Annotated in this window: 8 protein-coding genes; 4 read left to right on the top strand and 4 right to left on the bottom strand. The window is 38.5% G+C overall.

The genetic code is table 11. The features are described from left to right. Nucleotides 1–127 precede the first annotated feature (127 nt). Nucleotides 128–2710 (top strand): TonB-dependent siderophore receptor, encoded by a 2583-nt coding sequence (locus tag P20652_RS07620; protein WP_008169505.1) that lies wholly within the window; start codon nt 128–130, stop codon nt 2708–2710. 753 nt (nt 2711–3463) lie between these two features. Here the strand turns inward: P20652_RS07620 and P20652_RS07625 are convergent. From P20652_RS07625 to P20652_RS07640, 4 genes are all read right to left on the bottom strand, one after another. Further along, nucleotides 3464–6115: a hypothetical protein gene (locus tag P20652_RS07625; RefSeq protein WP_008169501.1), complete on the bottom strand. Its 2652-nt coding sequence runs from the start codon at nt 6113–6115 to the stop codon at nt 3464–3466. 188 nt (nt 6116–6303) lie between these two features. Then, nucleotides 6304–7305 (bottom strand): branched-chain amino acid aminotransferase, encoded by a 1002-nt coding sequence (locus P20652_RS07630; protein WP_272941825.1) that lies wholly within the window; start codon nt 7303–7305, stop codon nt 6304–6306. 199 nt (nt 7306–7504) lie between these two features. Further along, nucleotides 7505–8557, bottom strand: coding sequence for an acyl-CoA desaturase (locus P20652_RS07635; protein WP_008169497.1), 1053 nt, complete (start codon nt 8555–8557; stop codon nt 7505–7507). Then, nucleotides 8554–9597 carry a flavin reductase family protein gene (locus P20652_RS07640; RefSeq protein ID WP_008169495.1) on the bottom strand — a complete coding sequence of 348 codons (1044 nt, stop codon included), beginning with the start codon at nt 9595–9597 and terminating at the stop codon, nt 8554–8556. Before P20652_RS07640 ends, P20652_RS07635 begins: the two co-directional genes overlap by 4 nt. Before the next feature lie 268 nt (nt 9598–9865). Between P20652_RS07640 and P20652_RS07645 the strand changes: the two genes are divergently transcribed. From P20652_RS07645 to P20652_RS18340, 3 genes are all read left to right on the top strand, one after another. Then, the gene (locus P20652_RS07645) at nt 9866–11041 is read left to right on the top strand and encodes a PQQ-dependent sugar dehydrogenase (RefSeq protein ID WP_008169493.1); all 1176 of its coding nucleotides are present in this window, start codon (nt 9866–9868) and stop codon (nt 11039–11041) included. A 159-nt stretch (nt 11042–11200) separates the two neighbouring features. Further along, nucleotides 11201–11380, top strand: a complete 180-nt coding sequence (locus tag P20652_RS07650) for a DUF6435 family protein (RefSeq protein ID WP_008169491.1) — start codon at nt 11201–11203, stop codon at nt 11378–11380. A 486-nt stretch (nt 11381–11866) separates the two neighbouring features. Beyond that, nucleotides 11867–13312: ATP-binding protein (locus P20652_RS18340; protein ID WP_033017553.1), on the top strand; the 1446-nt coding region annotated here is incomplete at its 3' end.

Raw genomic sequence — 13312 nt, 5'->3', positions numbered from 1 at the left:
CGCCTAAATTAATTGAATGTTATTCAATTGACTGACTTTGTTAATTAAGTATAAGTTCAAGGTAACAAAGAGGTTTAATCTTTTTGTACAAAACTAAAATAATTCAATGGGTATGGGGAAATACAGCATGAATAGAAAACCGTTATTTAAATTACAGCAATCGGTACCACAAATATTACTCGCCATGAGCGCGTCTGCTGCACTACTTGGTTCGCTCTGCGTAAATGCTGCAGAGCAAGACACTAAAGCAGAAGAAAACATTGAACAAATAAGCGTAATTGGCTCTCGCAGGTTAAGCCGTACAGTAGAAGACAGCGCAGTACCCATCGATATAATTGGTGCAGATGCACTTAAAAATTCAGGCTTTACTGAAACGAATGCCCTGCTTAGCAGTTTATTACCCAGCTTTAACTTCCCACAAGCATCACTTACTGATGGCAGCGACCATGTGCGCCCTGCTCAACTTCGTGGTTTAGCACCTGATCACACTTTAGTGCTTGTTAATGGTAAGCGCCGCCACAGCAACGCATTACTGAACTTAAATGGCTCAACGGGTCGTGGTTCATCATCGGTTGATTTAAATGCGATACCAGCAAATGCTATTGCCCGTATTGAAGTTCTGCGCGATGGTGCAGCAGCGCAATATGGCTCTGACGCTATAGCCGGTGTTATTAATATTGTACTTAAAAGTGCCAGCAGCGGTGGTTCAGTGGCGGCTATATATGGTGCTAACGTAACTGAAATGGACGGTGTACCACAGCTAAAATCAGTATCTGAAGGCAGTGATGGTAATTTAGCCTTTACCGAAGGGGGCGATCGTTCTTTAACCGACGGCCAAACACTAACGCTTCAAGGTAATATGGGTTTTGAACTTGGCGATAATGGCTTTTTAAACATCTCAACAGAATACCGCGACCGCCATTCAACTAACCGCTCAGACTACGATAACCGTGAAAACTACGCACGCATAGATGACGGATCAGTAGATGGCGCGCTAGACCCGCGTGAACTTAACGTAAATCGTTACAACCATAACTTTGGTAATGGCGATGTTGAAGACTTTTCAGTGTTTTATAACGCAGGTTACCAGTTAACAAACGAAGTAGATTTATATTCGTTTGGCTCTTACAGCAAACGTGAAGGCGAAGGCGCTGGGTTTTATCGCCGTGCAAGCGATAGCCGTAATATAGAAGAAGTTTACCCAGATGGGTTTTTACCTGTTATCACCTCAGACATAAATGACTTTTCATTGGCACTTGGCGCTAAAGGTTTTGTAAGTGAATGGAATTACGATGTCTCGGCCGTATATGGTCAAGATGCATTCGAGTTTGGTGTTATAAATAGCCTAAATACCTCATACGGTCCTACTAGCCAAACAAGCTTTGATGCAGGAACACTTACTTACGATCAACTTACTTTAAACGTTGATTTTAGCCGCGAGGTAGACGTCAGCTTTTTAGAAAGCTCTGTAAGTGTAGCTGTAGGTGCTGAGTATCGTCGCGAAGGATACCAAATAGATGCAGGCGAAGAAGCATCATATGCACAAGGCACATTTGGTCGAGGTGGCGCAGTGACCGACCCTGTTGATGGCCCATTTGGCGCAGCAGGCGCACAAGTATTTCCGGGGTTTACACCCGAATCTGAAGGCGACAATAGCCGCCACAACGTGAGCTTGTATATAGACCTTGAAACCTACCTAACTGACGATTGGAATTTAGCGGTTGCTGCTCGTTATGAAGATTACTCAGACTTTGGCGATACGCTCAATGGTAAAGTTGCGACTCGTTATTCATTAACTGAAGACTTAGCACTACGCGCCTCTGTATCTACAGGTTTTAGAGCACCTTCTTTGCAGCAACAATACTTTACCTCAGTGGCCACTGTATTTGTTGATGGCGAACCAACCGAAACAGGTACCTTTGCACCAAGCAGCGATGTAGCAAAAGCACTGGGCTCACCGGGTCTTGATGCCGAGGAAGCCACTAACTACGGCGTTGGTTTTACATGGTCTACCGACTTTAATTTCAGCCTATCGGTTGATTACTACCAAATATTAATTGATGACCGCATTGTGTTATCAAACAACTTATCGGGCGATGCTATTGCCGATTTACTTCAAGGCACAGGCGCTAACCAAGGTCGTTTCTTCTTAAACGCAATTGACAGTAAAACCCGTGGTGTGGATGTGGTTGCCTCTTATAATGTAGCAACCGATGGTTACGGCGATTTAGCCTTTAACCTAGGTTACAACTACGGCAAAAATGAAGTAACAAATATTATCGACCCACCAGCAGAGCTACAAGGTGCAGGGTTTGATCAAGACAACTTGTTCTCAGGTACTGAGCTGCGTCGTTTTGAAGTAAGCACACCGCGTAATAAGTACAATTTAAGTGCAACGTGGACTAACGATGATATTCGTACAACGCTTAGAACAACGCGTTACGGTGAAACTCAAGACCCTTCAAATAACCCAGAACGTAACGAAGTGCTAAAGCCTAAATGGATAACCGACTTAGATGTCGCCTACTCGCTTAGTGAAAACGTATCGCTGAGCCTAGGTGCTAATAACATTTTTGATGTTTACCCAGACGCAACCCGTGAAAATGTTGACGATGTAACCACCTTCTCACGTTTATTTGCTTACTCTAGCTTCTCACCGTATGGATTTAACGGACGCTACGTGTACGGTAAAATAGAAATGAAGTTTTAATCATTGATTAAAATATCTGCATGACTAACAACCATGCAGATATTCCTACACAGTGTAAATATATTCAAAGTTAGAAAAACCGGCTTTGCTGAGCTCTATAACTAAAAACAGAGCAAAGTAATCATAAGTAACTATTTAGTTTTGAAACCGATTAATTAATGAGAATTTAACGGTAATTTAGCTACACTTTCAGCAAAACTTACGGCAACAAAAGCTGGTATATTAGATAATTACTTAACCTGAAATCTGGTTAAGAAATTTACTAATATATTGAACAATAGTGATATTTAAATTTATTTTCTCTAGCCAGAGATTTTTAGTGAAAAAAAGGCGAATTTACGGGTCTATTGCAAGTAAATTCAATGCAGTTAGCGTTGGAAATAGCTGCTTGAGATAGATTTATTATTCAGAGTTGGGGCTACTTAGCTCAATTTGATTTATATAGACCATTATTAAATCATCCAACAAGCCTTAAAAAGTGGCATGTTGAGGCGAAAACTTAAACGCTAATTTGTATACTTGATGCTATTAACTTTAAAGACCTGCTTTGGGGCATAAACTATGCGCCATGCGTTTACTTTCAATACATATATTGAAAGTAAACGCAGGGCGAAAGTAATAAGTAAAATAATCTTGATATTGTGCCATGACTAGTCATGCTGTAAATGAAAGACACTTACAAGCGAATCAATTCCATTGTGACTAAACCTTCGATACCTTTATAGCTGAGACCTCTTCTCTAACACTTTCTGATTAATTTAGCGGCATCATCGACTGTAATAATTTTTGCATACGCTGAGAGTCGGGATGCTGATGTTCAACCATCACACTACACAAAGATTCTGTAAATTCTTTCTTAAGAATTGGCGTTGCACTTAACTCTGGCTTTGTCAAAGCTAATACCTCATATGGACTTGGTGCTAAATGAATATCCTTCCAAATACTTCGATACAAATCATATTGTAAATGTTCTGGTAATTTATTTGATTGGATTAAAGCTTTCATTAGTGTTAAATCGCCCACAGACCATAAATGAATTAACGTTTTTTCAAGTACCGAAATAGCTCTATGTTCGTACGCAGTAAATTGAGTATTAATGTATATATCAACAGAGAACTTTTCCCATAACTCGTGTGGTACATGCACCTTTAAGTTAGCAACTTGTGAGATTATCCATATATCATCAACATAGCAGCCCTGAAGATTCATAAGCTGTTTGATTTTATGACACCAAGTTTCTAATTGAGACGCTAGCGAATTACTATAACCTTCAACCTCTAGCGTACCTTTCAGAAAACCAAAATAAACAGAAATATTGTCAGAAGGAAATTTAAATACCTTACTAGCAGTTTTAGTTATAGCTTGCTGTGCCTCCTCGCGCTCAGCTTTTGAAAGGTGGCAACTTAAGCGCGCTAAAGTAAAATACGATGACCAAATCCATTGAGGAAATATTTTTGATATTTCTATAAGTAATGTATTAAATAAGTTTAAGGTTAATTTTTCTGGCGAGACCTTTAAAAAACTTAAAATATTTTTAACCAGTTCAGCGCCATATTCAACATTACTCCACCTTTTACGCCCCGTATTCACAGAAGGTAATAAAGCAACTGCAGCCTCAAGTTCGCCAACTATTAAATAAAGCTTAATTAAAGCACATCGGTCATCAAACGACTTTTGATATTTTTTTAGCTTTACAGCTTTTAAAACCGCCTGTACAAGTTGTTTTTCTTGCCAATGATCGGTTACTAATTGCAACAATAAGGCAGTTGTTGTGCAAGCTTTTATTGCACTTTTAATATCAGAAACTTCGCCTAAGTAGGGCAATGGTTTTGCGTTAATTTCTTTATCTGCAATTGTAATAAAGGGTTTGCCTGCACTGTTTCCTCTGCGGTAGCGAGGTACCCATTCATCCGTTGAAGTTGTTTCGCCTAGATAACCAAGAATACGTGCGGCATTATGTAAATTGTCGTGTAAAACCCAGTGCGCTATAAAAAGAGTCAGCGGCTTTGTTCTTTCAAGTTCAATATAGAACTTTTCAGCCTTGGTAAGTAAATCAGGGGTTAAAAAGGGCAAAAACCTTTTTGTGTAAGTACCAAATTTATCCCCTTCTGGATAACCTCGATTTAAATATGGCAAAACTCTTTCAGGTTGACGCCACACAAACCACCAAGCACCTTTCACTAATGCTTCTTCATGGCTCCAATCAAGCTCTTCATAAAATTGATTCAACTGCTCATCTGGCAAACAAAGCTGGCATCCGAGTAAAAAGCGATTATAGGCAGGAGTATGATATCTATTTTCATTATCTTCTTGAGCCATTCTTAATGCCACTTCAGCAGTCATATCTTTTCCCGCTATAATTGCATTTGCTAACTCTTCATCAGGAGAAACTTTTTTAAGTGGTTTACTATCAATATAATTAATGAGAGCTTGAAGAGGGTCATCGATACCTGACCAAACTAATCCAATCGATTCAATAATGGGTTGTAACTCTGAAATTGGTTTTTCTAAGCAATGAAACTCGGCTAATTGCAATGCAACAATAGCTCGTTGTTTTAAGTCTGTATCATGTATATTAGGAGTAAGTGTTTTTGCAATTTCAAGCCATCCATTGTGCTTTATCCGACCTGCAACTTTGGCTGCGGCAACTTGAGCAGTATATGTACCAAAGGAGCGAACATCTTTCGGTGCACGATGACGAGAGAGCCTTAGCAATCCTTTAAAGCTTACTTGTACAGCAGCGTGTTCACTGTCTAAATCAAGATCACTAAACCTTTTAATCGCATTAGCAAACGCACTGGCTTCCTCTCCCCCATCTTGAATCATTGGACGATACGACCCCACTTTTGCTAATGTCATTAGCGCCTGCTCTTTAACATCACCCTCTGACAACCCAGAAATAACTTTAACCCACGTTTCAGACAAACTTTCTCTATAATAAGCATCTATTTTATTTACCAAAGGTAATGCTTCAGCGTGTAAACCTAGTCGGCAGCGCTCATTAACAACACTAATAAGTAAGCTGTCACCTCTTTGATATTGATTACGGTAAAGAACATCATCATCAGGTAATAAAGCACACACATCTTTTTCCCAAACCGATGCAATCTCATGATAGATATTTGAAGTGTCTACAGATCCAATAGGTACATTCTCGCGAAGTGCTTCCGTAAATAGAGTTAATAGGGATGGGTCTGCGCCCAACTTAACATGCTGTATTTCAAGAATAACAACACTAAGTAGGTACTGTAATTCATTAAGGTCTTGTAAAGCAGCTACTGCAGCGCTTACATCCCCTTGTTTTACACTTTCAAGCGCTGTCAAAAAAGGCTTACAACCTTCTTCTACTTTAGTATTTATCAACTTTTCGGCAAAGTCATACCAATCAAAATTAATTGAATCCAAAACTAATTCCCTTTATTAATATTTTAATACTGATGAGTCAAATACTTAGATATATTTTGAAATGCTTAAACAGACCAAGGTGTCTACTAAAACTAAGTGGCTACACTATATGTGTGAAAATGCCTCTATACACGAATCTGCCATAAAAAAATCCGATATTAGAAAACTAATATCGGATTATTAAGTCATTAAATTTTAGTTAACCAACCGTGTTTGTCTTCACTTTTACCCCATTGAATATCGTTCAATGCTTGGCGAAGGCGCGCAGTCGTTGGGCCTGGCTCGCCAGTACCTACTTTGTATTCTTTATCGTTATGAATAAATGTACCCACAGCAGTTAGCACAGCTGCAGTGCCCGAAAGCGCCGCTTCAGTACCTGGTTTAGCAGCACGCTCTAGTAGCTCAGTAACGCTAAAGTTACGCTCACTTACCGTCATACCTAAATCTTTGGCTATGGTTAAAATACTATTACGCGTTACACCATGTAAAAACGTGCTATCAAGCGCTTTAGTAATAATTTCGTTGCCATCAATAAGTATAAAGTTAGCAGCACCGGTTTCTTGTACGTCGCCACCTGGGCAAAATAAAATTTGATCAGCTTGATACTTAATACGTGCAGCGCTAATAGGTGCTAGTGCACTAGCGTAGTTACCACCACTTTTTACCATTCCCATGTGCGGGGCGCAGCGCATACCATCTTCTTCAAGTAGTACACGTAGTGCAGTTGCACCACCTGCAAAGTAATCACCTACTGGCGATAGTAACGTGTATAAAAGTGAGCTCATTGATGGCGCTGCCGCTTTACCAATTGCAGCCTCAGTACCAATGTGCGTTGGGCGAATATACATAGAGCCCGGCGGTAATGGGGTTTCATCTGCGTATTCGCGCATAATATCGATAATCATCGTTTTTAGCATATCGCTGTCAAAACTCGGTAAACTTAATAGCGCTGAGCTTTGTTGCATGCGTGCAATGTTTGCATCCATTCTAAAAAGATAAACAGAACCATCCTCATGGCGAAAGGCTTTTAAGCCTTCAAAACATGTACTTGAATAATGAAGAACGTGCGCACCAGCATGAAGTTCAAGTTTATCGGAAGGGACAATTGAGCTCTCGCTCCATTTATTATCAGAAAAACGAGCTTGAATCATCTGCGGCATAAACACGGTACCAAATGCGGCCATTTTAATCTCTCTTGTGTGGTCTATTTTCCTCCATTGTATGACAATCACACGCTATTTAACCATAGCTAAAGTAAGGCTTTTTTAATTAACTATGAGAAATTTTTGCAAGTGCTGTTTACTAATCAACCGCATTGAGTGTAATAAACAAAAAATCGGTCAGTGTAGTTACACAGACCGATTTTTTCATTCGTTAATTAAAACATGTTTATTTAAACGAATATTTAATGATACGTTTTAACACCGAAGTATACTGTTTAAAAAAACTACCTGTATGGTAATCAATACCGTGCTTTTTCAAAACGGCTTGTACTTGAGGCGCTACTTCTTGATAGCGCGAAGACGGCATATCAGGAAATAAGTGATGCTCTATTTGGCAGCTCAAATGCCCCGTTAAAACATGAAACCAATGCGAGCCTTTAATATTAGACGAGCCCAGTACTTGGCGATAATACCACTGCCCTTGCGTTTCGTTTACGCAGTCTTCTTGTTTAAAGGTTTGCGTTTCTTCAGTAAAGTGACCACAAAATATTATGGTTGATGTCCATAAATTACGGATTAAGTTTGCTACTAAATTACCGGCCAATACCCATAAAAATAAAGGCCCTGCAAGTAACGGAAATATCGCATAATCTTTAATTAATTGGCGAGCGCCTTTACTAAAAAAGCGATGCTTTAATGTAGAGTGTGAAACAAGCCCTTCGCGGTTTTCTTTCTTTTTACCAATAAAAACACGCTCTGCAGCTAACTCGTGATACGACACGCCCCACTGAAATAACACACTTAAATTAATATACGTAAAAAACTGCCATACATTTTTAAAACGCCACTTAAAATCATCGCTCAGGCGTAATAATCCATAACCAAAGTCTCTGTCTTTACCAATAATATTAGTATACGTATGGTGTTCAAAGTTATGAACGCGGTGCCAACTTTGGCCATCGCACGCTATGTCCCATTCATAATGCTGTGAGTTAAGTTGCTTGTCGTTCATCCAATCGTATTGACCATGCATTACATTATGGCCAATTTCCATATTGTCTAAAATTTTAGCCAGCGCTAATAGCAACACACCTGCAACCCACAATAATGGCTGAATAAAACCAAGCATTAGCAAAATTCGCCCGCTCCATTCACACACTCGCTGTTTGCGCACAACAGAGCGAATATAGTCAGCATCTTGTTGGCCAACTTTGCCAAGGGTGTCCATTTTAATGGCATCTAGCTCGCTTGCGAGCATGTCATAGTTAATGTTTTTCATAATTGTAACTCCAAATCACTAACAGGTTGGCTTACGCAAAGTTGGATTAATTGCTCGCCGTTGTCACTCAATTCACCTGTTTTTAAATTACGTACCACGCCTGACTTTTTAATACATTGGCATTGATGGCAAATACCAATACCGCAACCGCGTTTAACGGGGAGCTTTTTTTCTTCAAACTGAGTCAGTAAAACATCGTTGCCCGATACAACATGGGCACTGGCGTTAATTTTTACATTAAATTGGCTATCGTCGTTTAAGGTAGGCAGCGCTAAACCAAATGCTTCTTGGTAATAATTTAGCTTATGAGTTTTAGCAAAATCGCTCACCGTTTGCATAAATGCTGCAGGGCCACAGCAGTAAATGTCTGGGTTTTCCCACGGCTTAATATTGCTGGTTATATCGCTTGATTGCTCACGGGTTAATAATAAAAACGAAAAATGCTCAAACTGCGCCGCCAACTCACTTAGCTCATCAACACATTGATGCTCAGTGGCTTTTGCGTAATACACTAACGACACTTTTTGCGTAGTTTGGCTTAAGTAATCATCAAGCATAGCCAGCATAGGTGTTATACCCGACCCACCGGCAATAAAAGTGGCTGGCGTGTGTGTGTTTTTAAATACAAAATCGCCGCTTGGCGCAGAAATATTGCACCACAAACCCGCTTTTAATGCACTGCTGAGTAAGCCAGTAAAGCGCCCTTGCGCATTTGTTTTAATTAGTAAACGCACTAACCCAGTATTTTTAAATTGCTGAGCGCTTGAGGCCACGGTAAAAACGCGTGTTAATAATCGCCCATTAATTTCAACCGTTAAACTTATATGTTGCCCTGACGTATGCGCCCGCCATTGTTTGCTTGGCTTAAGTTGCACACTTAAAAAGCCGCCATCAAGCACAGTCGTATTAACTACTTGCGCTCTAAACTGCCCTGCACGCCACGCAGGTTTAAACACCTGCATTATTGGCTCTATATAGCCTGCAAAACTTTGATGGTGTAAAAACCATTTTGAAAATTGGTTTAATACTTGAGTCATCATGGTTAAATCTCTATCAAATCTTAATTACTTTGAACTTACACGTGTACGCCCAAACTTCAGCGCACAAGTGTACGCTCAAACTTTAAGTTTTCAACCCCAATAGAGTAATTATTCAATTTTTTATTAGCGCTAATTGCTAAAACAATTTTCTAATAAAAAGTCATCTCACAAAAATATAAGTGTGTATTTTTCATTTAACTCAACGCTTAAAAAATTTATTTATGCCATGCTAAGGTTATGCAAGATTGAATTAATTTTGGAAGCCATAATGATAAATTTAAGGTCACATAACACTCTCCCTAAACTAATAAGTGCAGGCTTAGCCGTTGCTATGTTTGCTACTAACGCCCCCGCAAATGCAAAAAGCGATTACGTAAAAGACTACAAAAAGCTAGATACTTTATCGCTTAACGTTAACGCAGTAACAGCGGCAGAAGGTCTCGTTATACCTTGGGCTATTGAGCCTTTAGCTAATGGTGACTTGCTAATATCTGAGCGCAGTGGAGCGTTATTTTTATTACCTAAAAATACCACTACGTTAACTAAGGTTTCAGGGCTGCCCGACATTGATGCTAATGGCCAAGGTGGATTGCTTGATTTATCACTACACACCGATAGTAAGAAAAACCAATGGCTGTACTTTAGTTACTCAAGTAGTGAGGGCAAAGGAAGCGGAAGTAACACTGCCTTAATGCGCGCCAAGCTAAGTAGCGATCATACGCAGCTATCTGATCAGCAATTACTATACAAAGGCGAGCATAATAGTACCAAAGGTCAGCACTACGGCAGCCGTATTGTGTTTGATAATGAAGGTTATGTTTATTTTTCAATTGGCGATCGCGGCTCGCGCGACATAAACCCGCAAGATCTCACGCGGGACGGCGGTAAAATTTATCGCTTACACGAAAATGGTAATATCCCAAGCGACAATCCGTTTTTTAAACAAAAAGATGCAAAACATGCGGTATGGTCTTATGGGCACCGTAATCCACAAGGCATGTGGTTTGATAATCAAAATAATATTTTATGGTCTCACGAACACGGGCCACGCGGTGGCGATGAACTTAACATAATAAACAAAGGCGCTAACTACGGATGGCCTTTAGTAAGCTATGGCGTTAACTACAGCGGTACCAAGTTTACCGACCTTAAAGAAAAAGACGGCATGCAATCGCCCGTATTACATTGGTCCCCTTCAATTGCCCCTTCCGATATGTTGTATGTAACGAGTGATAAATACCCAAAACTTAAAGGTAAGCTATTATTAGCATCAATGAAATTTGCATTCATTAGCGCACTAGAGCTCTCAAAGGGTAAGGTTGTTAAGCAATATAAAATACTCGATGGAATAGGCAGAGTACGCAGCTTAGCCCAAGGCAGTGATGGTTTTATTTATTTAGGTATTGATGGCCAAGGTATTAAACGCCTAGAGCCAGAAACGTAAACACTAGCACTAGCACTAGCAAACAGTACGTTAATAATTACACCGTGTTTACTTTGCGCTTTAAAAGCGCAAAGTAAACATTTTCACCAAACAAAGAACTATTAAGCCCATTAATGCGTACACTAATTAAATATAGTTTAATAAATTAAGAGAATACTAATGTTTTCATTTTTAAAGCCTGACCCGATAAAAAAACTGCGTAAAGAATACGACGTAAAACTAGAGCAAGGCATGCAGGCACAAAGAAAAGGCGACATTAAAAGCTTCGCCATGTTAAGTGCAGAAGCCGAAAAAATCTGGAGTGAAATAGAAGCGCTAGAGGCTAAAAAAGCCAAATAAGTAATAATACTTAAGCGTGTCAGCCTTACTTTAATAACAGGTAGACACGTTCAGTAAATAATTTATGACCTCGTTTTTTACAGCTTCCACCATCCCTAAACCAACTTTTATAATATGCTTACACAAACAAGTGTACTTAAAGCGGTTACTTGCATTATCGCGGCCGTTTTTTAGTGAATACTAAATGATTTAAAATCGATTTTGGTTTTCATTTTGAAATATTTAACTGCTGTATTTATGTATCGCGCTGGCGTTTTTCCTCCTAAGTCAAAAAATGAGGACGTTTTCCTCTTTTCTGCATATTATTAAAAGAACAGCCCGACTTAAAGTTTAATACTCGCAATGTGTTACAGGATTTGTTATTAATATTAAAAATAATTAAGAGGACATACTTTGCTCATAAAGAGAGGAAAGTATCCTCTGATAAAACTATTATGTAGCAAGTCAGCTCACTCAAATTTCTCGTGTATTTTTAAAGGGTATTAAATGAACATTAGTCAGAAAAACAAAGATAATTTTTTTAATTTAGTTGATTCCTTAAAAAAGTGCAGAAGAGCTGATTTATCGGATGTTAGTAAAAGCAAAGATGTTATCGAAAAGCTTTATGTTGATCCTTTAGATAATGATCTTATATTAAAGTCGATTTCAAAACTAAATACGACAATCCTAACAGGGCGACGCGGCACTGGAAAATCGACAATCATTGCTAGGCTTCAACACGATATAAGAAAGAGTAAGGATCGCCTTTCACTATATATAGATGTTAAAAGCATTTTTGAACAGTCTAAAGCGTTTTCTTATAGTGCAGAAAACTATGCTGATCATTTCTCTGCTCAGGACTTGAATAAATACCTGATATATAAATCGTTTCTTAAAGAAATCATCTCAGAAATTAAGCTAGAACTTAAAACTAACACTTTGAAATTTTACCTTGCTAAGATTACTGATTATTTTGGTCCGGATAAAACTGCTTTTGAAGAAGAACTAAATAGAATTTTCGATGATATCGAAAAATTTGAATATATGGATGTTGAAGTTCTAAAGCAAAAGAAAGTCTTGTCTAATGAAGAAAATAAGAATTCAGTTAATCAAAAAATTTCAGCTAATGTAAGTGTTGACTCAACTGGTCCTAAAGGAAGTTTTAATGCCGAACATGTGACTTCAAACTCTGATGCATCTAGCTTAAATGAAGAGTTTTCTGAAGTTCTTTTAAAGTGCTTCAACCCTATTTTGATAATGCGAAGTATAAGAGAGCTGTTAAAAAATATCGGTATTAATCATGTTTTTATTTGTTTAGATGACTTTTCAGAAATAGATTATGATGCAATGAAAATATTTGTAGATGTAATCATTGGACCGTTGAACAACCTTTCTGATGAATTCTTTAAATTCAAAATTGCAGCTTACCCAGGAAGAATATATCTCGGAGATATCGATCCGCAGAAAATCGAACAAATAAGGCTAGATTTTTACGAGTTATACCAAGCTAAAACTATTACAGATGTTCATGCTCAGGCAGAGGGAAGCATTAAAAAGTTGATTGAAAAACGAACCCAGTTTTTCTGTAAGCAAACTCCTGATGAATTCTTTGATACAACAAAAGCTACACTCGATGATTACTACAAAACTCTTTTTGATATTACATCTTGTGTACCACGTAATGTTGGCTGGATTTTATGGTACGCAAACCAACAGAGTATTGCTAAAGATAAAAAAATTACACTTAATGATTTGTCTATTGCTGCAGAAAAGCACTTTATTGATACTGTAAGGCCTTACTTCTCTCAAAATCAATTCATGAGAGAACCATTTGATATGAAGCTTGAAAAATATCACTTACATCAGTTACTTGAGCGATTTGTTGAATCTGCAAAAAGTAACAAACGAGATATTCTAGTTTCAGACTCTAAAGTTTTTGCAAAAGATAAAACT

The sequence above is a fragment of the Pseudoalteromonas sp. BSi20652 genome (genome assembly GCF_000239855.1).
GTDB lineage: Bacteria > Pseudomonadota > Gammaproteobacteria > Enterobacterales > Alteromonadaceae > Pseudoalteromonas.
The sequence above is the reverse complement of the archived record's forward strand: the minus strand, read 5'-3'. Positions and strand labels throughout refer to the sequence as shown.

Coding starts and splice junctions, on each gene's coding strand:
- P20652_RS07650 (WP_008169491.1), top strand. CDS start 11,201: ATGTTTTCATTTTTAAAGCCTGACCCGATAAAAAAACTGCGTAAAGAA.
- P20652_RS07645 (WP_008169493.1), top strand. CDS start 9,866: ATGATAAATTTAAGGTCACATAACACTCTCCCTAAACTAATAAGTGCA.
- P20652_RS07635 (WP_008169497.1), bottom strand. CDS start 8,557: ATGAAAAACATTAACTATGACATGCTCGCAAGCGAGCTAGATGCCATT.
- P20652_RS07640 (WP_008169495.1), bottom strand. CDS start 9,597: ATGATGACTCAAGTATTAAACCAATTTTCAAAATGGTTTTTACACCAT.
- P20652_RS07620 (WP_008169505.1), top strand. CDS start 128: ATGAATAGAAAACCGTTATTTAAATTACAGCAATCGGTACCACAAATA.